Raw genomic sequence first — 19,441 nt, 5'->3', positions numbered from 1 at the left:
GGGCTTTTCGTGCTAGATTAAGGCCAGCAATTGAACACCGTTCAGGACTGGCTGATTCTTGGCAGGCAGTCGCCCAACCACGCTAAGGACCCCATGAGCATCTCCACGCATCGCATCGGCACCGCAGATTTCACTGAGCTGGCCGTCCGCATCGCCGACGGCCACCAGCTCACCGAGGCAGAAGCCCTCGGCCTGCTGGCAACGCCGGACGCCGACACGACACGGCTGGTCAACGCGGCCGGACTGCTTCGGCGCAAGCATTTCGGCAACACGGTGAAAGTCAACTACCTGGTCAACCTGAAGTCCGGCCTGTGCCCCGAGGACTGCACGTATTGCTCGCAGCGTTTGGGCTCCAAAGCTGAAATCCTGAAGTACACCTGGCTCAAACCCGAAGAAGCGGTGCACCAGGCCGGCCTGGGCATCGCTGGCGGCGCCTCGCGGGTCTGCATGGTGGCCTCCGGCAAGGGGCCCACGGACCGCGATGTCGACCGGGTGGCCACGATGATCGGCGCACTGAAGGAAGACCATCCCGAGGTGGAGGTCTGCGCCTGCATGGGCATCCTGAAGCAGGGGCAGGCCCAGCGGCTCAAGGAGGCCGGTGCCGATGCCTACAACCACAATCTGAATACCGCCGAATCCCTCTACCCGGAAATCTGCAGCACGCACAGCTTTGACGAGCGCGTCTCCACCGTCCAGCAGTCCCAGGCCGCCGGTCTCTCCCCCTGCTCGGGGCTCATCGTCGGCCTGGGCGAAACCCCAGAGCAGCTCGTCGAGGCGATCTTCGCACTGCGCGCGCTGGATGCCGATTCCATTCCGGTGAACTTCCTGATGCCATTCGATGGCACCCCGCTGGAAGGGACCTGGAACCTGACACCGCTGGCCTGCCTGCGGATCTTGGCCGTGGTGCGCATGGCCTGCCCGGACAAGGAATTGCGGATGGCCGGCGGTCGCGAGATGCACCTGCGCTCCTTGCAGGCCACCGCGCTGGAAGTAGCCAATTCGCTGTTCCTCGGCGACTACCTGACCAGCGAAGGCCAGGATGCGAAAGCCGACCTGGCAATGATTGCCGACGCCGGGTTCGTCGTGCTCGGGCAACAGGGCAAGGACCCGATGCAGCTGGCCGCGGAACTGCGCGAAGCCGCCGGCCATGCAGCGCGCCAGCCATCGGATGCCGGCAATGCCGGATCCTCTGGCTGCGCAGGTTCCTGCTGCTCCGCTGCTGATTCTTCGCCCTGCGGCAGTTCTGCCCCCGGTTGCGGCAGCGGCAACGGAAGCGCCGAACCGGTGCTGCGCCGCCGCGGTGCCGGAACCGCGCAGAGCCCTAACGCATGATCGCCACCGGAACGACGCTGCTGGAGAGGGATGCCGGGCTGCTCTGGCACCCCTATGCTTCCCTGGATGCCGGCGCGCACTATGCGGTGCGCGAGGCGCACGGCGCCCAGCTGGTCCTGGAAGACGCCACAGGAACCCGGCGGGAGGTCATCGACGGAATGTCCTCATGGTGGTCGACGGTGCACGGCTATCGCCACCCGGCTCTGGATGCCGCGGCCCGCGGCCAGCTGGAGCGCTTCAGCCACGTGATGTTCGGCGGCCTGACCCACCAGCCGGCCATCGAACTGGCCGAACGCTTGGTCGCGCTGGCCCCGGAGAGCTTGCGCCACGTGTTCCTGGCCGACTCCGGGTCGATCAGCGTCGAAGTCGCGCTGAAGCTCGCCCTGCAATACCAGGAGGCCACGGGCCGCACCGGACGCCACCGCTTTGCCGCGCTGCGCGGCGGCTACCACGGGGACACCTTCGCCACCATGGGCATCTGCGATCCGGTGGACGGCATGCATGCCGCGTTCGCCCCGCGCTCCTCCGGCGAGCTGTTCCTGCCCAAGCCTCCGGCGGCGCGCCGCGACGCCGCCGGCGGCTGGGAATATTCAGCCGCTGAATTGGCGCAATGGGAACAGGAAACGCACGAGCTGATCGCGGCCCACGCCACCACGCTGGCCGGGATCGTCTTCGAGCCGGTGCTGCAGGGAGCCGGCGGGATGCACATCTATCCCCCTGCGGTGCTGCGCACCCTGCGCGAGCTGGCCGACCGCCACGGTCTGGTGCTGATCGCCGACGAAATCGCCACCGGCTTCGGGCGCACCGGGCTGCTGTTCGCGGTGCAGCATGCCGGCATCGAACCGGACATCATGTGCGTGGGCAAGGCGCTGACCGGCGGTTACCTGACCCTGGCGGCGATGCTGTGCTCTTCGCGGATCGCTTCGGCCCTGTCCGGCAGCGGGGGCTCGGCGGGCGCGGCATTGCTGCACGGCCCGACGTTCATGGGCAACCCGTTGGCCTGCGCGGTCGCTTGCGCTTCGCTGGATCTGCTCGCCGGGGAACCGGGCACCGCACCCAACCGCGCTCCGTGGCGGCAGCAGCTCGCCACCTTGGAATCCGGGTTGCGCACCCACTTGGCACCGGCCGCTGATCTGGCCTCGGTGCAGGAAGTGCGGGTGCTGGGCGGGGTGGGGGCCATTGCGCTCGTCTCCCCGGTCCAGGTGGCCGCGGTAACCGAAGCTGCCGTCCAGCGCGGGGTCTGGATCCGTCCCTTCCGGAACCTGGTCTACGTGATGCCGCCGTATATCAGCACCCCCGAACAGCTCGCGGAACTGGGCCGCGGCGTGGTGGGCGCCGTGGAGCAGGTCCATGGCTGAGCCGGGTTGGGACTCCTGGCTGGCCACGCGCGCCACGGTGCGCCAGCGGCGGGGGCTGCAACGCAAGGACTCGTCCGCGGCGGGGCTCTTCGACTTGTCTTCCAACGACTATCTGGGGTTGTCCGGGCACCGCGATATCCGGCAGGCCGCCGCTCAGGCCGCCCTGGATTACGGCGCCGGAGCTTCGGCCAGCCGGGTGGCCGCCGGAACCCTGCCGGTGCATCGCGAGCTGGAAGCCGGGCTCTGCGACTACGCCCAGCGCCAAGCCGCCCTGGTGTTCTCCAGCGGCTACACCGCCAACCTCGGGGTGCTCGCCGCCCTCGGCGGTCCGGGGAGCCTGTTCATCCTCGACGCGCATGCCCACGCCAGCCTGATCGATGGCGCCCGGCTATCGGGTGCCGAGGTCGCCACCGCAGCGCATAACGACCTGGCTGATTTCACCCGCCTGCTGGAAGCCAACTGCAGCGCCCAGCGCCCCATGCCCCGCGTGCTGCTGGTGGTCGAATCCGTCTATTCGGTATTCGGCGACGCCGCACCGCTGCGCGGGCTGGCGGCCCTGTGCGCCGAGTTCGGCGCTTTGCTGCTGGTGGACGAAGCGCATTCGCTGGCTGCCACCGGCCAAGGCTCCGCAGTGCTGGCCGCCGGACTGGCTGGCCACGGACGGGTAGTGTCCACGGCGACCTTGTCCAAGGCCCTGGGGTCGCAGGGCGGCGCGGTGCTCATGGGCGGGCCTGGCGCGGCGGCACTGCGCGATCACCTGGTCAACACTGCCCGCACCTTCATCTTCGATACCGCGCTAACCCCTGCCGCGGCAGCCGGAGCGCTGGCGGCCTTGCGCTTGGCCGGGCTGCAACGCCGTGGCGCACTGGCGGAGAATGCACTGCTGATCCGCGACCAGCTGCAAGCCCACCCGGCCCTGGCCGGCCGCGTGGAAGCCGGAGCCGGAGCCGTGCTCTCGGTGAAGATGCCCAGTGCCGGCGCCGCAGCCCGGGCGGCCGAAACGCTGGCCGTCCAGGGCATCTCGGTAGCCTGCTTCCGACCGCCCAGCGTGCCCGATGGCATCTCCCGCATCCGGCTCACCGCCCATGCCCACCACGGGCACCCGGAATTGTCTGTAGCCATCCACGCGGTAGCCCGCGCCATCATCCAGGAGGATTCATGAGCTGCCCTTTAGCCACGACGGCGAGCGCTTTGGATCTGGCACCGCTCGCCGGGCCGCTGTCCGAGGCCTACCCGGACGTTGTCAACGCGCGCTACCGGAGCATCGAGGATCCGGACACCGTCCGCGCCATCCTGGCGCGGCCCGATGAGTTCTCGCCGGCCAATGCCCTGTCCACTGCGGTGGAGCCGGAACCTGCGGCGCTGCGGGTCCTTGCCCGGGCGCGCTTCGCGCTTCCCGAGGTGCTGGCCAGCGCTTCGGGCCCAGAGCATCTGGAAGTGCGCCGGATTGTCGCTGGATTCTTCAGTCCCGCCAAGGTCCGTGCCCAGCGCGAGCCGATCCTGGACCGGGTGCGCGGGATCTGCGCGGAGCTCGAGCCCAGGCTGCGCAAGGGGGAATCGGCGGATCTGGCCACCGAATTGGCAGCGGTGATCCCGGTGGAAGCCATGGCCCGGCTCACCGGGGTGCCGGTGCCCGAGCTGGGGACACTCAAGGCCTGGAGCCGGGACTCGCTGGAGCTGTTCTGGGGTTGGCCCGATGCGCAGCGGCAGCTGGTGCTTGCCCGCAGCGCGGCGCAATACTTCGGCTGGCTGGATGCATCGGTGCACCAGGCAGTGCAACGCGACGATGGGAATCTCTACGCCGCATTGCACCGGGCCGGGGTATCCGAACCACAGATCCGCTCGCTGGCTTATTTCCTGGGCATCGCCGGACAGGAAACCACTTCGATGCTCATCCAGACGGCGTTGCATGCGGCGTTGCATAATCATCGCTGGGAAGCCCTGGCCCAGGCGGGCACGGAAGAGGCCGCGGCCCAGGGGCTGGTGCGCGAGGTGCTGGCCCGGGCCTCCTCGGTGCCGACCTGGCGGCGCATTGCCCTCAAGGACACGCGGATCGGGGACCTGGAATTCGCCACCGGGGAGCAGCTGGTGCTGCGCTTGGCCGGTGGCGAGCTCGGCGCCGCCGGCGATGATTCACTGGCTTTCGGCTACGGGATCCACCGGTGCCTGGGCGCTTCCCTGGCCAGGATGGAAACCGAGCTGGTGCTCTCCGAAACCGCACGCTGCCTGCCGCTGGCCGTCGCCGATGGGCCGCCCGTGCCCTTCGGCCATCTGCTGTCATTCCAGGCGCCACCCGCAGTGCCCATCACCTACCCTGCAGAGAGGATGCTGGAATGATCCATGCAATGACCGGAACCGATACCGAGGTCGGAAAGACCGTAGCCACCGCGGTGCTGGCCGCCCGCTCACTGTCCCACGGGCACAGCGTCGCCATCTACAAGCCGACGCAGACCGGTCTGGGCAAGTCAGAACCCGGGGACGCCCAGGATGTGGCACGCTGGCTGGGCAATCCCGGCCAGCTCTCGGCCTTCGAAGGGGTGCGCCTGCGCCACCCGATGGCACCGGTGGATGCAGCGCTGTGCGCTGGGCTGGATCCGGCTGCTGTGCTGCCCACCTTGGCCCAGCACGTGCAGCAGGTCGGCGAGCTCGATGCCACGCATGATGTGGTGATCATCGAGGGGGCCGGCGGCTTGCTTGTGGAGCTGACAGCGGCCGGGGAAACCATCGCCGATCTGGCGCAGGCCGTGGGGGCCAGCCTCGTCGTGGCCGCCCGCCCGGATCTGGGAACGCTGAACCATACGGCATTGACCCTGGAGGCCTGCGGTACACGCGGTTTCACCCGGGGCACGCTGCTGCTGGGCAGCTATCCGGAACACCCCGAGCCGCTGCATCAACGAAATCTGGCGAATCTGCGGAACATGGCCGCCGGCCATGGCTGGGATTTTGCCGGGGCGCTGCCAGCTGGCCTGGTCCGCGATCCTAGCCGGTGCCGCGCCGCCCTGCATGAAGCGGCCGCGACACTGGCCTGGCCTTGCCCTGGACCCTGCTAGTTCTTTGGCAGGGTGAGGATCTCGGCTCCGGTATCCGTGATCGCGATGGTGTGCTCGGTATGCGCGGTGCGGCAGCCGGTGGAACTGCGCAGAGTCCACCCATCCTTATCAGTGACCAGCTTGCTGGTGTCTTCCATGATCCAGGGTTCAAGCGCGAGCAGCAGGCCCGGGCGCAGCGTGTAGCCCCGGCCTGCACGGCCGTCATTGGACACGTGCGGGTCCTGGTGCATCGTGCTGCCGATGCCGTGGCCGCCGAATTCCAGGTTCACCGGATAACCTTCGGCGGTGAGCACCGAGCCAATGGCGAAGGAAATATCGCCAATCTTGGCTCCCGGGACCGCAGCTGCGATACCTGCGGCCAAGGCGCGCTGGGTTACCTCGATCATCTTGAGATCTTCTGCCCGCTGCTTCTCTCCCACAATGAAGCTGATGGCCGCGTCCGAAGCGATGCCGCGCAGCTTCACCGCCAAATCCAAGGTCAGCAGGTCGCCGTCGGCGAGCGCATAGTCGTACGGCAAGCCATGCAGCACCGCGTCGTTGACACCGGTGCAGATGTAGTGGCCGAAGGGACCATTGCCGAAGGCGGGGGCGTAATCGACATAGCAGGATTCCGCGCCGGCTTCCTCGATCAGTTCCTTGGTCCAGGTGTCGATTTCCAGGAGGTTGGTGCCGACCTTGACCCGGTTCTTGAGCGTTTGCAGGATGGTGCCAACAAGGCGTCCGGTGTCCCGGGCGCGGTCCAGTTCGCTGGGGGTGAGTATCTCAATCATTCCAATTATTATACCGGTCAAACTTTACCGGTACTATAATTTTTCCATGGTCAGATTGCCACTTACTCCCCGCGAAATCGAGCAGGGAAAGAACCTTGGTGCACTACTTCGGCGGGCGCGCGGGGAACGCACCATCCTCGATATCGCGCTCGTGGCCGGGCTTTCCCCTGAAACATTGCGGAAAATCGAGACCGGACGCGTAGCCACTCCCGCGTTCTCAACCATCGCCGCCATTGCAGCAGTGCTGGACCTTTCCCTGGACAGCATCTGGTCCAGCATGAACGACGCGGAGCCGGATAGGGCCGCAGGGCTTTCGGATAGGCGGCTGCTGCGCCGCTAGCCGTGCTGGTCCGCCGCGGAATAACGGAATGCGGCCGCTTGTTGCCCCAAGCATGAAGAACATCGGCTTTTTGTCCTTCGGCCACTGGACCGACCATCCGCAATCCGGCACCCGCTCAGCATCCGACGCACTGCTGCAGGCCATCGACCTGGCAGTCGCAGCCGAGGAGCTCGGCGCGGACGGCGCCTACTTCCGCGTGCACCACTTCGCGCAGCAATACGCTTCCCCGTTCCCGCTGCTCGCCGCCATCGGCGCACGGACCAGCCGCATTGAGATCGGCACCGGCGTGATCGACATGCGCTACGAGAACCCGTTGTACATGGCCGAGGATGCAGGTTCAGCCGACCTGATTTCCAATCGCCGGCTGCAGCTGGGCATCAGCCGCGGCTCGCCCGAGCAGGTTATCGACGGTTGGCGGCATTTCGGCTTCGAGCCCCGCGAAGGCGAATCGGATGCCGACATGGGCCGCCGCCACGCCGAGCGGCTGCTCGAAGTGCTCTCCGGCGAGGGCTTCGCCGAACCCAGCCCCAAGCCGATGTTCCCCAACCCTCCCGGCTTGCTGCGCATCGAACCGCACTCCAGCACCTTGCGCGAGCGCATCTGGTGGGGTTCGGGCTCCAATGCCACCGCAGTATGGGCGGCGAAGCTGGGAATGAACCTGCAAAGCTCCACGCTGAAGGACGATGAATCCGGCAAGCCTTTCCACGTCCAGCAGGCCGAGCAGATCGCGCTCTACCGCCAAGCCTGGAAAGATGCCGGCCATGCCCGCGAGCCACGGGTTTCGGTCAGCCGCAGCATCTTCGCGCTGACCGACGAGCGCGACTGGCAGTACTTCGGCCGCGACCGCTACAGCTCCGACCAGGTGGGCAACATCGATGCGAAGACCCGTGCGGTCTTCGGCAAGTCCTACGCCGGCGAACCCGATGAGCTGGCCAAGAAGCTGGCCGAGGACGAAGCGATCGCCGCAGCCGACACGCTGCTGCTGACCGTTCCGAACCAGTTGGGCGTCGATTACAACGCGCACGTCATCGAATCGGTGCTCAAGCATGTTGCTCCGCAATTAGGTTGGCGGTAGCACAACGAAGGATGGTGCACCTAGATTGACCGTGCCATCATAGCCACATCATGATCAGCCCGTTGCCGCAAGGCGCGGGCTGGTTTTCTGTGTGCAGGAGAGCCAGATGGCAGAGCATTCGAAGCACCGGCTGGAGCGTATCAAGGTTCGCCGCGACAGTTCCAAACCAGCCGAGCGTCGATAACAACGCACATGTCATCGAATCGGAGCTCAAGCACGTGGCCCCGCAACTGGGTTGGCACTGAAGCGGGGGAATCGTTACGCCGACTCCTTCCCCAGTTATTTCATTGAGACCTGCAGCACTAGGGTGGATCAAAAGAATAAGAAGATTTCACGCAGATCCAGGGAGTAACTCATGAGCAAGCCATTGAACATCGCCTTCATCAAGGCTAGTTGGCACGCGGATATCGTTGACCAGGCGCTTGCCGGGTTCAAGGCCGAGATGAAAGCTTCCGGGCAGGAATGCTCCATCAACGTCGTTGCCGTACCAGGTGCCTACGAAATGCCGCTTCAGGCCATGCGCCTGGCGAAGACCGGGAAGTACGATGCAGTGGTGGCCGCGGCCCTAGTGGTTGACGGCGGCATCTACCGCCACGACTTCGTGGCCCAGGCTGTGGTCGACGGGCTGATGCGCGTGCAGCTGGACACCGACGTGCCGACCTTTTCGGTCAGTCTGACCCCGCACCACTTCCACTCGAACGATGAGCACCAGGCCTTCTATTTCGAGCATTTCCTGAAAAAGGGTGCAGAAGCTGCCCGTGCAGTGCAGGCAGTGGCAGCTATCGAGCTCTAGAGTAATTCGCGGAAAATGGCGTGCCGCCTTGGCCAAGATTTCACTGGCCAATGCGGCACGCCTGTTTTTCCCAACCTGTCCCCCGCGCTCGGTACGCTCGGTGCATGATCGACTTCAATAATTCTTCCGTCTTCAAACTGGGTCCCTGGGACCTGTCGCAGGTGGCCCCTGAAATCATGCCCATGCTGGTTGCTGGCGAAGAGCTGCAGGCCGCCTTCAAGGGCGCCCGCGACTACGTGGTGTTCACCGATAAGCGGCTCATCGCCGTCAATGTGCAAGGCATGACCGGCAAGAAGCGGGATTACACCTCGTTGCCGTATTCGAAGGTCCAGTCGTTCTCGGTTGAAACGGCTGGAACCTTCGATCTGGATGCTGAACTGGATCTCTGGTTCAGCTCATTGGGCAAGGTCCGTTTGGAGTTCAAGGGCAAGGTGGATATCCGTGCCCTGTCGCAGCTGGTCGCCGGCTACGTCTTGTAGCGGACCCTTTTACCACGCCTCGCGCGGGCTCAGCCGTGCCGCGGCCATCGAGGCGCCCAGGATGATGGTGCGCATGAAGCGTTCGGCCGCTTCGATGAGCAGCCGTTCCCCGTCATCCACTGCTTCCTGCAGTGTCATGGGAATGGGCATGATCGAGGCAATGGCATCGATGCCGATATCGTGCACGTCGCGGCAGCCGCGGCCCAGCGTTCCTGCCAAGGCCACTACCGGCACGCCATGCAGCGAGGCGCGCCGCGCGACTTCGGCAGGCACCTTGCCCTTGGGAGTCTGGAAGTCGATGGCGCCTTCTGCGGTGATGACCAGGTCCGCTCCGCGCAGCATCGAGTCCAGATCGATGCCGGCCAAGCCCGAGTCCAGGATCGCCTCGAAGCGGGGCAGGAGCACCGCCCCGACTGCGGCCAGCCCGGCACCCAGTCCGCCCGAAGCACCGGTTCCCGGGGCCAAGGCGAAATCGGTGGAGCGCGCGGCCTCCAGCGCATCGCGGCGCAGGATCGAGGCCCAGCGTTCGAAGCCTGCCGACATGCTTTCCACCTGTTCCTCGGTGGCGCCCTTCTGCGGTCCGAATACGCGCGCCACTCCGCGCGGTCCGGTCAGCACATTGTGCTGGTTCAACGCCATCGTGATTTGCACTGTCCCGGCGGCCAATGCCGGGTGCAGGCCGGAGAGATCGAGCCGGTCCACGCGGCCGAGGTAATTGCCGCCGGCTTTGGCCTCACGGCCCTTGGCATCGAGGATCTGTGCTCCCAGTGCCTGCAATGCGCCCATGCCGCCATCGGAGGTGCCCGAGTCGCCGCAGCCCACCAGGATCTTCGAAGCCCCGGCATCGATCGCGGCCGCGATCAGCTCCCCCACTCCGTAACTGGTCGTGGTTCCCGGATCCCGCTGGTCGCGGGGAACCAGCCGCAGGCCTGCCGCGGCTGCCATTTCCACGACAGCAGTTCCCTCCGCCTCGCCGCCGAGCATCGCGTAGTGCGACTGGACCTGCTGGCCGACCGGACCGGTGACCGTTACCGGCACCAGCTGGCCGCCGGTAGCGCAGGCCAGGGTTTCAGCGGTGCCTTCGCCGCCATCGGCGATGGGCACTGCCTTGACTGCCGCTCCGGGCAATGCCCGGCGGACGCCGGCGCCGATGGCTGCCGCTACGGCTGCGGCGTCGAGGGATTCCTTGAAGCCCGACGGTGCGACCAGGATGCGTTGTGGAAGTGCGTGTGCCATGATTCTTTGTCCTATTCAGTGAGGATGGATGCGTTGGAAATGATGCTTTGAAGTGAGTCAGAGGAACAGCGGCAGTCCCATGGCCGGCCAGATCCAGAAGGCGAAGGCCAAGACCAGCAGGACCATGAGCGGTCCGAGCACCGCGCTCAGGCGCAGCAGGTCTGCTGGCCTGTAGGTTTCGATGCTTTCGATCTCGGAGAACAGGTTCACTGGTTTCGCGCTGCTGGTCAGGGTGTGGCAGAAACCGGCCGCGGCGGTGGATGCCAGGGCAATAGCCACCGCATTGACCCCGACGCCCGGGGCGAGGGACACCACCAGCGGGATCAGCACCGCTGAGCGGGCCGAGCGGGACTGGATGACCAGATGCGCCGCGGCGGAGATCACCACCACCAGAATGGTGAAGACCCAAGCGGCGGCAGCTCCGAGCTGCTCTACCGGGCCAAGCATCCGGCGGGCCAGCCAGTCAGCGGCCCCGGTTCCGGCGAGCGCGGTGCCCAAGGTCAAGGTCGCTGCCATGAAGATCAGCATCGACCACGGCACCGCCTTCAAGGCCTTGGCCAAGCCGACCGAGCCGTATCCCGGACTGGCGACCAGCAACGAGCCGAGCAGGGCCACGATGGCGGGATGGAGCTGATGCAGCGGCTCGGTGCACCAGAGCACCACCACCGCCGCGACCAGCAGCGCTGCCCTGGATTGCCCTACGGTGAGCGGGCCGGTCAGCGGCACCGGCGAATGCTCCTGCAGCCGTTCGATGCCCACGGCCAGCGGCTGGGCACGATCTTCAGCGCGGGTGAACATCCACAGCACCAGTTCGGCGCACAGATGAGAGGAAACGAAAGCCAACGGCAAGCCGTAGACCAGCCAGCCAGCGAAGGAGAAACCTTCATGCCCTGAGGCCGTGAGGATCTGGCTAGTGATCAAGTGCGCTCCCGCACCCAGGTAGGATGCCACCGCCGAAAGCAGGATGACCGAGGGGAAGACCAGGGCCAGGGCCAAAACGACGCGGCGGCGATCCGCCAGGGCCTTGGCCAGGGCGATGAACACCGGAATGGCCAGGGCCGCGCGCCCGGAGGTGGAGGGCACCGCAAATGCGGTGGCAACCAGCACCCCGGTGCTCAGGTGGATCAGCTGCCGCGGGGTGTTCGCGCCCGCGGCAATCCAGGCTGCGGCACGGGTCGCCAGTCCGGTGGCGGTAATCCCCGCCGCGATCACGAAGGCGGCCAGCAGCAGCCAGATGGTGTCTTCGCCCAGCGAGGAGAACAGTTCGGCTTCGGGCAGCACCCCCATGAGCACCAGTACCACGGCTGCACCCAGGGCGATGTAGGTATCGCCGACCGGCGAGAAGATCCAGAGCCAGATGGCCACGGCGAAGACCGCCAGGGTCAGGGCTCCTTGCGCAGGCAGTGCCTGCGCTGTTCCGGCCGCCGGGCCGAAGGCTCCGTAGGCGCACCAGGCAAGGAAGGCCAGCAGGAGCAGCGCGGCGATGATCCGCGCGGCGCTCTGCCTGCTCCATCGGCTTGGTGCAGCGCCGGCCTTGCCCGGTTCGGCACTCTGGCCCATGGGCCGCTGGGCGGTGTAGCGGAATCCCGCGTGGGGCGCGGTTGGCTTGATGCTCATGCCTCGCCTCCGAGGCTGCTGGCCATGGACTGGGCGAAGTCTTCCTCGCAGCTGCTGCCATTGCCGGCGTCGGCCAGCGGCAGGGAGAATCCGAAGCTGGTCCCGTTGCCCTGTCCCGATTCCACCCAGGCCGTGCCGCCGTGGGCTTCGGCAACCGCTTTCACCACGGCCAGTCCGAGACCCATGCCGGACCCCTGCTCGCCGGTACCCGGTGCGCTGCGGTAGTTCTCCAGAAGGGCACGGGCTTCTTCCGGGTCCAAGGCCGGTCCATCATTGGCAACCCAGAAGCTGGCCATGCCATCGACTGCGGCAGAACCGATCCGGATGCTTTGGCCATCTTCGGTATGCGCGACCGCATTCTGGATCAGCTGGTGCATGGCCTGGGCTACGCGCAGCGGATCCAGCCACGCCTGGGCCTTGGCGGACTCGGCGATCCTGAATCGGCGGTCCGGGTAGGCTCCCGGACGGGAAGCCGCCGCGGCGACATCCGCCGTGACTTCGCCAACGGAGATCATCTGCCGCTGGATGAAGTTCGGGGTGGAGCTTTGCGCCAGCAAGTCCAGGTCGGCAAGGGTCTGTCCCATTTGCGAAATATGGTCGTGCGCGGTGCTGATGATGGCGTTGCGTTGCTTGCGCGGAAGATCTTCCTCATTCAGCTTCTGCAGGGCGGAGGCCAGCTGGCGTTGCGGGCTGCCCAGGTGCTCGCGGGCTTCGGAGATGAAGTGGCGTTGGGCCAGATGCGAGGCTTCAACCCGGTCGAGCATCGCGTTCAGCGTGCTGGCCAGTTGCGCCAGGTCGTCTCGTCCTTCCACCAAAACGCGGGCCGAGAGGTCTTTGGCGGAAATCGATGCGGCGGTTTCGCTCATGGTGCGGATGGGGCGCAAGATCTGGCCGGCTGCCAGCCAGGCGATTCCCGCCGTCAGGGCCAGTCCCCCGGCTGCTACGCCAAAGAGCATCGTTGCCTGCCGGTTGGCTTCTTCCTGAGCACCGCCGATGAAGTGCGCGACAACCAGGTGTGCCTGGTGGCCTTCGCCATTGGCCCCTGAGGCGTCCTTCGCCTCGGCTTTCGCCCAGCGGACCGTCCCATGGTTGCTCTCCTGGATTCCAGAAGTCTTCGCGTCATTGAGAATCCGTCCCAGGAGCGCCGGGTCTTCAGCCAGCCAGCTCCCGGCCTGGTTTGCGGCGGTTCCTGCGGCGAGCACCCGGCCGTCGGCCTGGCCGATGATCGCTTCGCCGGCCATTGGCTGCTGGCGGGCCAGATAGCGTTCCATCAATTCGCCCATGGAGGAAAATGGCCGGGCAGTCTTCGGATCCAGCCCCTCGGCCGCGAACGTCCTGAACTCCTCGATTTCCTGCGCGATGCCCACGTTGGCTGCCTCGGCAACCTGGCCGGACATGATCGAACGCATCGAGACTGTGACCGCCAGCAGCGCCAGTGCAGTAGTCAGCACGATCCAGCCGACAATGCGCAGCCGCGCCGAAACCGTTGATCCTTGGTTCTCCCGGGAGTCAGTCATGGTTTCCGCCGTCCTGCTCCTGCGATTTTGCAGCATTTGGCGCCGGGGCTAAAGAGAGCTGGACAACGATCGGCTCATGATGCGGGATGGGCGGATTGGCCTTGTCGGCAAGAGCCTGGCTGGCACCTGCCAGTCCCGCTGGCACGGCCAGCACGACGAGGATGAGAAGTATGCGACGAATCATGTTTTGAACATTAAAAAACCCTTGTGAGGGGGTCATTAGGGACTTGTTAGAAGATCATGGCTCGCCCATGAGAATTAAATGAGAGCGTTCGAAAACCCCGTGATCTCGCGCTTTCCCCGGGCTCTGAGTCGCGGAGAATTTCATGAAGATTTGTTCAATCCCGCGGATTTCCATGTTCTTGGTGCTGTAACAATTGCTGGTTGGCCTTCGGCCACTGAAGAAGGCAGGGAATCAACGAGGTCCGCGGATGGAAGGCTCTTGAGGTGCCGGCGCGAAAAAGCGGTACAAGAAAAGAGGCTCCGCCATCCTTGATTGGATGGCGGAGCCTCTGCGAATGCGAGCTACTTCGTAGCCCAGAGCACCGATTCATCGGAGAACGAGATCGTCTCGCTCACGCGGATTTTCGCATCTTCCACGGCCTCGGCCGGCACGTCGAAGACTACCTGGTAGCTTCCCTTGCCGCCGTTGGCCAAGGTAGGCAGGTCCATGCCCGGCTTCGCGGGGACCGCGGTCGCGCTGGAAGTGCTGTAAATGCTGGCATCCGATCCCACGAGTTCCGGATTCAGATCCAACCAGGCATCACCTTCTTCGTCCCCGTTGTAGACCACGGAGAGGTCAACCAGCACATACTGGCCTTCGGCCTTCTCATTGAACTCGTTGGCCTTGGCGATCTGAGCTCCGGCGTCCAGGTTCACTGCGCTGACGTTCACCGAATACTCGCCAACGGTAGCCGCCTCACCCAAGGCCAGTACCTGTGATTCATCTTCGGCCTGCTCGATGACCTCCGCCGGGGCTGCCACCTCGCCGTCCGATGCGTCGGCAATATCGTTGGCAACCTCATCGATCGCCTTCACGTACGCTGCCTGGGTGGCAAAGACCAGGATGATGGCCACGATGGCAATGATGCTCGATGCGATGCCCAAGCCCTTGCTGCCACGGCGCTTGGAGGCGACGACGAGCGAGATGACACCGAGCACCAGGGCAATGAAGCCGAGCACCGCGGCGATGTTGTTGACGATCGGCACCCAGCACAATGCCAAGGCAACGATGCCCACGACCAGGGCCGCGATGCCCAGGCCCTTGCCAGCCGTGGTCCTGGCCTGGGGCGCCGGCGGCGCCACGTTCGGGTCGAGCGGATTTTGTACAGACATGAAAGTTTCCTTCGAGTGAAGACGGCGCCCAGCTGGCACCGAGTCGGCGATCGGCTCAAGCGGATGACTGCTCCAGCCGATTCGGAGTCCTTGTTGACTCTTCAAGAGCTTGTCATTGCGCACCGACAATTTAGCTTCCCGCAATTCTTTGCCTGCGATTCTGCCGAGAATTTTCGTCCCCTTGGCGGGCCGTTCGCACAACCCGGGCGATTAATTACAGAATGCAGTCATGGCCACTTCAATCGAACGTTCTCCGGGCCGCAGCACGCTGCGCTATGTGCGCCTGATGCTGCTCGTGGTGCCCCTGCTCCTCGTCGTCGCGATTGTCATCTATGGCATTGCCAACCAGCGCATCGAAGACTCGCTGAGTTCCTACTACCTGGGACCGGCACGAGACCTCTTCGTCTCAATGCTGGTGACTACCGGGGTGCTGCTGGTGGTCTATACCGGAGAAGAGCTGGAAGATTTTGCCCTGAATTTAGCAGGCTTCTACGCCATGTTCGTTGCAGTGGTCCCCACCAGGCTGGGAGAAACGCTGGCAGACCTGCCAATCGGCGAGCAGCGGCGGCTGATCTTCTCCGTGCAGGTATCGGTCATTGCGGTACTCGTCGTCAGCGTGGTTTTCATCTGGCTGAGATTCCGGACCAGCAACGCTCCGCACCGCGCGCTGTTCCAGAGCAACTTGACCAAAATCCTGGGATTGCTCAGCACCCTGGTCCTGATCGCCTTTGTTCTTCTGCTGTTGTGGCGGACTATCGAAGGCGAGCAATTCGCCGGAGTGCATGCCAGCGCCGCGTTCCTGCTTATTTTCTCCATGGGCATCGCCATTGCAAGCCATCTGGATCATAGGCCGCTGTGCTCCATGGATACCAGCGGCGGCAAGAAGACCCACTATGCAGTCCTCTTGGTACTGATGCTGCTGGGGCTGATTGCCTGGCCGATTCTGCTGGCACTGGGTATTGAGGAAGCACTGTTCATTGTCGAATGGTTCGAGATCGGGTTGTTCTCGTACTTCTGGTATCTGGAATCCCGGCGCTTGTGGAACCCAGCGGACTGACTGTTGCAGGGAAAAATTGCACCGGCGTGCCCGGCCCGAGGCCCCGATGCACGGCTCGTGGATTCGGGCTTTTCAGGCGAAAATAAAAAGTTCCGGCTCGCAGATGCGAGCCGGAACTTTTCTGTAAGCTCCTCCAACTGGACTTGAACCAGTAACCCTTCGATTAACAGTCGAATGCTCTGCCAATTGAGCTATGGAGGATTGCAACGAGATATAACTTTACCCAAGAATCCCGTGATTGCAAAATCGGGATCCTAGGTCCCGCGCAAGATCCTCCGGCGCATTTCCAGTTCCATCAATTCCCGGTTGATCTGGGCATATTCTTCACCCTCAGGTTCCATTTCCGCACGCTGCAGCCGGCCGATGAGCTCGGCCTTGCGGTGTGTGATTTGAAGCTCAATCAATCCATTGATGATGTCGGCGCAGTAGCGGTTCAGGCTGTGCTCATCCGATGCCGGAATGCTGGTCACGGCAAGTTCCGAGACGAAGCTGCGCAATTGCTCCGGGACTTCGTTGCGGATCACTTCAACCCAAGAGGTCGCCGAAGCTCCTGCACTGGAAGCGGCAACGATCCCGTCGTGGACAGCCGAGTGGGCCGGGGCCAGGAACCGGGCCTCGTAGAACGCCTGCCATTGCTCGTCCTTCAGCCGTTGCGGCTGCTGGATGACAACTTCCAGTGCCTGCCGTTCAAGGCGCATCACCGGGTCACGGTGATCCGGGCGTTCAAAGGCCGGCGCGGCCGGGATGGCCGGTTCGGCTTCGCCTGGTTGCGGGCGCGGTGCCTGCAGTTCAGCGTTTTTCGGCAACCGGGCGCGCTTGATGGAGGCGCCGACCGAGCGGTTGACGTCTTCGTTGTTCATTCCCAGCCAACCGGCCAGCTCACGGGCATACGCCGGACGAATGGCGGAGTCGCGAATCTGCGCAACAATCGGCGCGGTCTGGCGCAAGGCCTGGACGCGTCCTTCAACGGTATTCAGATTGAATTTCTTCAGTTCGGCACGGATGGCGAATTCGAACAGCGGACGCTTGAGCTCAATGAGCTCGCGTACCGCTTCATCCCCGCGGTGCAACCGCAGATCGCAGGGGTCGGCACCGGTTGGCTCGACGCACACATAGGTCTGGGCGATGAACCGCTGGTCTTCCTCGAACGCGCGCAGCGCGGCCTTCTGCCCCGCGGCGTCGCCGTCAAAGGTGAAGACCACTTCGCCTCCGGTGCCGTCATCCTGCAGCAGCCGGCGGGCAATCTTGATGTGGTCGGTGCCGAACGCGGTACCGCAGGTGGCCACCGCGGTGGTGATGCCAGCCAGATGGCAGGCCATCACATCGGTGTAGCCTTCCACCACGACAATCTGCCGGTTCTTGGAGATCTGCTTCTTGGCCAGGTCGATGCCGTAAAGCACCTGGGACTTCTTGTAGAGCTGGGTCTCCGGGGTGTTCAGGTACTTTGGCCCCTGGTCGTCCTCGTAGAGCTTGCGCGCACCGAAGCCGATGGTTGCCCCCGACAGGTCGCGGATCGGCCACATGACCCGTCCGCGGAACCGGTCGTAGATGCCGCGGTTGCCTTCGGAAAACATGCCGGTGAGCTTCAGCTCGTCATCGACGAAGCCCTTGGAACGCAGGTGCTTGAGCAGCGAATCCCAGCCCTTGGGCGCATAGCCTACGGAGAATTGGGCTGCGACTTCCGCGTCGAAGCCGCGGCCGGCGAGGAACTCGCGGCCCGCGGCCCCTTCATCACTAGCCAGCTGCGCGCGAAAGAATTCCTCGGCGACCTTGTGCGCGTCGACCAGGCGCTGGCGCTTGCCGTAGTCCTCGCGGCGCGGCCCCGGTCCCCCATCCTCGTAGTGCAGCTCGTAGTTGATCCGGGCTGCGAGCAGTTCCACGGTTTCGGTGAACGAGGAATGGTCCATTTTCTGGATGAAGGCGATGACATCACCGGACTCGCCGCAGCCGAAGCAATGGAAGGTGCCCAGCTGCGGGCGGATATGGAAGGACGGGCTGCGTTCGTCGTGGAAAGGGCACAGGCCCTTGTACGAGCCGATGCCCGCGGATTTGAGCGTGACATAGGATTCGACAACCTCACGGAGGTCGGTGCGGTTGCGCACCTCGTCGATATCTTCACGCTTGATCAGCCCTGCCATGATTCCCTTCTAGAACAACTTTGCGTCAGGGGCTTCGCCCTTGACCAGATACGAGTGCCACTCGGTGGCCGACAGGTCGGTGAGCGAGGCGACCTGGTCAATCACCACGCGCAGCTGCGCGGCCTCATCAGCGGCGTCCTCCCAGTCGGCTGCGAAGATCGGCTCCAGGTTGTCCCGGCCGGTCTCGAAGAGCAGCTGAACCAGTTCGGCCAGCAGCGTGCGCTGGTCCTCGTAGAGCGGCTGGCGCACCTCGGAGGTCATCACGTAGCTGGCGGCGATGCCCTTCATCACGGCAATCTCATGCTCGGTTTCCTCGGGCACGATCAGGCTCGCGTTGTAGCGGGTGAGCTTGCCGTCCCCGTAGCGGGCACGGGTGGCATCCATGGCGGCGGCGGCGAAACGGCCAATGAACTGGCTGGTCATGTCCTTCAGCGCGGCCATGGAACGCCGCGAGCCGTCAAAGTGGGCAACCCACTCCTCGCTGGCTTCCAGGCGGCGCAGCGCAGCATCGATATCGGCCTCGTCGGTCATCGGCAGGTACCAGTCCTTGGTCACCTGCAGCGCACGCTCGCGCTGCATATCCTGCTTGAGCCAACGCAGCTGCAGCTTGCCGCCGACAATTGCGTCTTCCACATCATGCACGGAGTAGGAAATGTCGTCAGCCAGGTCCATGACCTGGCCTTCCATGCAGACTGCTCCCGCGGTGGCCTCCGGAACATTGCGCAGCCACGCGAAAATCGTCGCGTCATCTTCATAGACGCCGAACTTCTTGGTCTTCTTGCCGTTGACTTCGGGGGCATCAGCCTTCAACCACGGGTACTTGCATGCCGCGTCCAGCGAAGCGCGCGAGAGATTCAGCCCGGCCGAATGCCCATTGTGCCTGAAGGTCTTCGTTTCCAGGCGGGTCAGCAAGCGCAGCGTCTGCGCGTTACCCTCAAACCCGCCGATGTCCTTGGCGACCTTGTCCAGGGCTTTTTCCCCATTGTGGCCGAAGGGCGGATGTCCCAGATCATGCGCCAGGCAGGCGGTATCGACGACATCCGGATCGCAGCCCAGTGCTGCACCGAGCTCGCGGCCCACCTGGGCCACTTCCAATGAGTGCGTCAGCCGATTCCGTACGAAGTCATTCTGGTTCGGTGCCACAACCTGGGTCTTGGCACTCAAACGGCGCAATGCCGAGGAATGCAGCACGCGGGCACGGTCCCGCTCGAACGCGGTGCGGTACGACTTCTTTGCTGGTTCAGGCACCCACCGTTGCTGGTCGGCTTCGGTATATCCGGGGATCTGAGTCATGGTTCCCAGTCTAGTGAGTGATTGCCTGCATTTCGGAGTTATCCACTAGTG

At 64.5% G+C, this 19,441-nt stretch carries 18 protein-coding genes and 1 tRNA gene; 10 read left to right on the top strand and 9 right to left on the bottom strand.

The features are described 5' to 3' along the window. The first annotated feature begins 93 nt into the window (after positions 1-93). The 5 genes from bioB to bioD are packed head-to-tail and all read left to right on the top strand — an operon-like array spanning position 94 to position 5,740. Positions 94-1,332: a biotin synthase BioB gene (gene bioB / locus BKX98_RS07380; protein ID WP_073706719.1), complete on the top strand. Its 1,239-nt coding sequence runs from the start codon at positions 94-96 to the stop codon at positions 1,330-1,332. Further along, entirely contained in the window at positions 1,329-2,690 is a 1,362-nt protein-coding gene (gene bioA / locus BKX98_RS07375; protein WP_073706718.1) for an adenosylmethionine--8-amino-7-oxononanoate transaminase, read from the top strand. The genes bioB and bioA overlap by 4 nt, the downstream gene beginning before the upstream one ends. Next, positions 2,683-3,852: an aminotransferase class I/II-fold pyridoxal phosphate-dependent enzyme gene (locus BKX98_RS07370; RefSeq protein ID WP_073706717.1), complete on the top strand. Its 1,170-nt coding sequence runs from the start codon at positions 2,683-2,685 to the stop codon at positions 3,850-3,852. The genes bioA and BKX98_RS07370 overlap by 8 nt, the downstream gene beginning before the upstream one ends. Next, positions 3,849-5,027, top strand: a complete 1,179-nt coding sequence (locus BKX98_RS07365) for a cytochrome P450 (RefSeq protein WP_073706716.1) — start codon at positions 3,849-3,851, stop codon at positions 5,025-5,027. Before BKX98_RS07370 ends, BKX98_RS07365 begins: the two co-directional genes overlap by 4 nt. Continuing rightward, entirely contained in the window at positions 5,024-5,740 is a 717-nt protein-coding gene (bioD, locus tag BKX98_RS07360; protein ID WP_073706715.1) for a dethiobiotin synthase, read from the top strand. The genes BKX98_RS07365 and bioD overlap by 4 nt, the downstream gene beginning before the upstream one ends. Here the strand turns inward: bioD and map are convergent. After that, positions 5,737-6,510 carry a type I methionyl aminopeptidase gene (map, locus tag BKX98_RS07355; protein WP_038989739.1) on the bottom strand — a complete coding sequence of 258 codons (774 nt, stop codon included), beginning with the start codon at positions 6,508-6,510 and terminating at the stop codon, positions 5,737-5,739. The two genes, bioD and map, sit on opposite strands and share 4 nt — an antisense overlap. Positions 6,511-6,556: 46 nt before the next feature. Here map and BKX98_RS07350 point away from each other — a divergent pair, with 46 nt between their 5' ends. The 4 genes from BKX98_RS07350 (at position 6,557) to BKX98_RS07335 (ending at position 9,197) form a co-directional block, all read left to right on the top strand. After that, on the top strand, positions 6,557-6,850 hold the full coding sequence (locus tag BKX98_RS07350) for a helix-turn-helix domain-containing protein (RefSeq protein WP_073706843.1): 294 nt from the start codon (positions 6,557-6,559) through the stop codon (positions 6,848-6,850). A 52-nt stretch (positions 6,851-6,902) separates the two neighbouring features. Continuing rightward, the gene (locus tag BKX98_RS07345; protein ID WP_073706714.1) at positions 6,903-7,925 is read left to right on the top strand and encodes an LLM class flavin-dependent oxidoreductase; all 1,023 of its coding nucleotides are present in this window, start codon (positions 6,903-6,905) and stop codon (positions 7,923-7,925) included. Between the two features lie 355 nt (positions 7,926-8,280). Next, the gene (locus tag BKX98_RS07340; RefSeq protein ID WP_073706713.1) at positions 8,281-8,718 is read left to right on the top strand and encodes a 6,7-dimethyl-8-ribityllumazine synthase; all 438 of its coding nucleotides are present in this window, start codon (positions 8,281-8,283) and stop codon (positions 8,716-8,718) included. Positions 8,719-8,822: 104 nt separating this feature from the next. Further along, complete coding sequence (locus BKX98_RS07335; protein ID WP_038989752.1) at positions 8,823-9,197, top strand: PH domain-containing protein; 375 nt, start codon at positions 8,823-8,825, stop codon at positions 9,195-9,197. A 9-nt stretch (positions 9,198-9,206) separates the two neighbouring features. Here the strand turns inward: BKX98_RS07335 and BKX98_RS07330 are convergent, their stop codons facing one another. The 5 genes from BKX98_RS07330 to BKX98_RS07310 form a co-directional block, all read right to left on the bottom strand. Beyond that, positions 9,207-10,433: a glycerate kinase gene (locus BKX98_RS07330; protein ID WP_073706712.1), complete on the bottom strand. Its 1,227-nt coding sequence runs from the start codon at positions 10,431-10,433 to the stop codon at positions 9,207-9,209. Between the two features lie 57 nt (positions 10,434-10,490). Next, positions 10,491-12,050, bottom strand: a complete 1,560-nt coding sequence (locus BKX98_RS07325) for an SLC13 family permease (protein WP_143181051.1) — start codon at positions 12,048-12,050, stop codon at positions 10,491-10,493. After that, positions 12,047-13,567 carry an ATP-binding protein gene (locus tag BKX98_RS07320; RefSeq protein WP_073706711.1) on the bottom strand — a complete coding sequence of 507 codons (1,521 nt, stop codon included), beginning with the start codon at positions 13,565-13,567 and terminating at the stop codon, positions 12,047-12,049. The genes BKX98_RS07325 and BKX98_RS07320 overlap by 4 nt, the downstream gene beginning before the upstream one ends. Beyond that, positions 13,560-13,787, bottom strand: coding sequence for a hypothetical protein (locus BKX98_RS16790; RefSeq protein ID WP_073706710.1), 228 nt, complete (start codon positions 13,785-13,787; stop codon positions 13,560-13,562). Before BKX98_RS16790 ends, BKX98_RS07320 begins: the two co-directional genes overlap by 8 nt. 305 nt (positions 13,788-14,092) lie before the next feature. After that, positions 14,093-14,902: a DUF4352 domain-containing protein gene (locus BKX98_RS07310; RefSeq protein WP_073706709.1), complete on the bottom strand. Its 810-nt coding sequence runs from the start codon at positions 14,900-14,902 to the stop codon at positions 14,093-14,095. Between the two features lie 229 nt (positions 14,903-15,131). Here BKX98_RS07310 and BKX98_RS07305 point away from each other — a divergent pair, with 229 nt between their 5' ends. After that, positions 15,132-15,959 carry a hypothetical protein gene (locus BKX98_RS07305; RefSeq protein ID WP_073706708.1) on the top strand — a complete coding sequence of 276 codons (828 nt, stop codon included), beginning with the start codon at positions 15,132-15,134 and terminating at the stop codon, positions 15,957-15,959. 128 nt (positions 15,960-16,087) lie between these two features. On the opposite strand, the gene BKX98_RS07300 is transcribed toward BKX98_RS07305, so the two are convergent. The 3 genes from BKX98_RS07300 to BKX98_RS07290 all read right to left on the bottom strand — a co-directional run bounded on the left by BKX98_RS07300 (position 16,088) and on the right by BKX98_RS07290 (position 19,390). Then, a tRNA-Asn gene (locus BKX98_RS07300) sits at positions 16,088-16,160 on the bottom strand. Positions 16,161-16,213: 53 nt separating this feature from the next. After that, positions 16,214-18,097: a DNA primase gene (gene dnaG / locus BKX98_RS07295; protein WP_038989760.1), complete on the bottom strand. Its 1,884-nt coding sequence runs from the start codon at positions 18,095-18,097 to the stop codon at positions 16,214-16,216. A gap of 9 nt (positions 18,098-18,106) precedes the next feature. After that, positions 18,107-19,390 (bottom strand): deoxyguanosinetriphosphate triphosphohydrolase, encoded by a 1,284-nt coding sequence (locus BKX98_RS07290; RefSeq protein WP_038989762.1) that lies wholly within the window; start codon positions 19,388-19,390, stop codon positions 18,107-18,109. Between the last annotated feature and the right edge of the window lie 51 nt (positions 19,391-19,441).

Origin of the sequence: Glutamicibacter sp. 0426, assembly GCF_001906485.1 — a bacterium.
GTDB classification, from domain to species: Bacteria; Actinomycetota; Actinomycetes; order Actinomycetales; family Micrococcaceae; genus Glutamicibacter; species Glutamicibacter nicotianae.
Note: the sequence above shows the minus strand (reverse complement) of the source record. Positions and strands in the feature narration are given on the sequence as shown.

Coding starts and splice junctions, on each gene's coding strand:
- bioB (WP_073706719.1), top strand. CDS start 94: ATGAGCATCTCCACGCATCGCATCGGCACCGCAGATTTCACTGAGCTG.
- bioA (WP_073706718.1), top strand. CDS start 1,329: ATGATCGCCACCGGAACGACGCTGCTGGAGAGGGATGCCGGGCTGCTC.
- BKX98_RS07370 (WP_073706717.1), top strand. CDS start 2,683: ATGGCTGAGCCGGGTTGGGACTCCTGGCTGGCCACGCGCGCCACGGTG.
- BKX98_RS07365 (WP_073706716.1), top strand. CDS start 3,849: ATGAGCTGCCCTTTAGCCACGACGGCGAGCGCTTTGGATCTGGCACCG.
- bioD (WP_073706715.1), top strand. CDS start 5,024: ATGATCCATGCAATGACCGGAACCGATACCGAGGTCGGAAAGACCGTA.
- map (WP_038989739.1), bottom strand. CDS start 6,510: ATGATTGAGATACTCACCCCCAGCGAACTGGACCGCGCCCGGGACACC.
- BKX98_RS07350 (WP_073706843.1), top strand. CDS start 6,557: ATGGTCAGATTGCCACTTACTCCCCGCGAAATCGAGCAGGGAAAGAAC.
- BKX98_RS07345 (WP_073706714.1), top strand. CDS start 6,903: ATGAAGAACATCGGCTTTTTGTCCTTCGGCCACTGGACCGACCATCCG.
- BKX98_RS07340 (WP_073706713.1), top strand. CDS start 8,281: ATGAGCAAGCCATTGAACATCGCCTTCATCAAGGCTAGTTGGCACGCG.
- BKX98_RS07335 (WP_038989752.1), top strand. CDS start 8,823: ATGATCGACTTCAATAATTCTTCCGTCTTCAAACTGGGTCCCTGGGAC.
- BKX98_RS07330 (WP_073706712.1), bottom strand. CDS start 10,433: ATGGCACACGCACTTCCACAACGCATCCTGGTCGCACCGTCGGGCTTC.
- BKX98_RS07325 (WP_143181051.1), bottom strand. CDS start 12,050: ATGAGCATCAAGCCAACCGCGCCCCACGCGGGATTCCGCTACACCGCC.
- BKX98_RS07320 (WP_073706711.1), bottom strand. CDS start 13,567: ATGACTGACTCCCGGGAGAACCAAGGATCAACGGTTTCGGCGCGGCTG.
- BKX98_RS16790 (WP_073706710.1), bottom strand. CDS start 13,787: ATGACCCCCTCACAAGGGTTTTTTAATGTTCAAAACATGATTCGTCGC.
- BKX98_RS07310 (WP_073706709.1), bottom strand. CDS start 14,902: ATGTCTGTACAAAATCCGCTCGACCCGAACGTGGCGCCGCCGGCGCCC.
- BKX98_RS07305 (WP_073706708.1), top strand. CDS start 15,132: ATGGCCACTTCAATCGAACGTTCTCCGGGCCGCAGCACGCTGCGCTAT.
- dnaG (WP_038989760.1), bottom strand. CDS start 18,097: ATGGCAGGGCTGATCAAGCGTGAAGATATCGACGAGGTGCGCAACCGC.
- BKX98_RS07290 (WP_038989762.1), bottom strand. CDS start 19,390: ATGACTCAGATCCCCGGATATACCGAAGCCGACCAGCAACGGTGGGTG.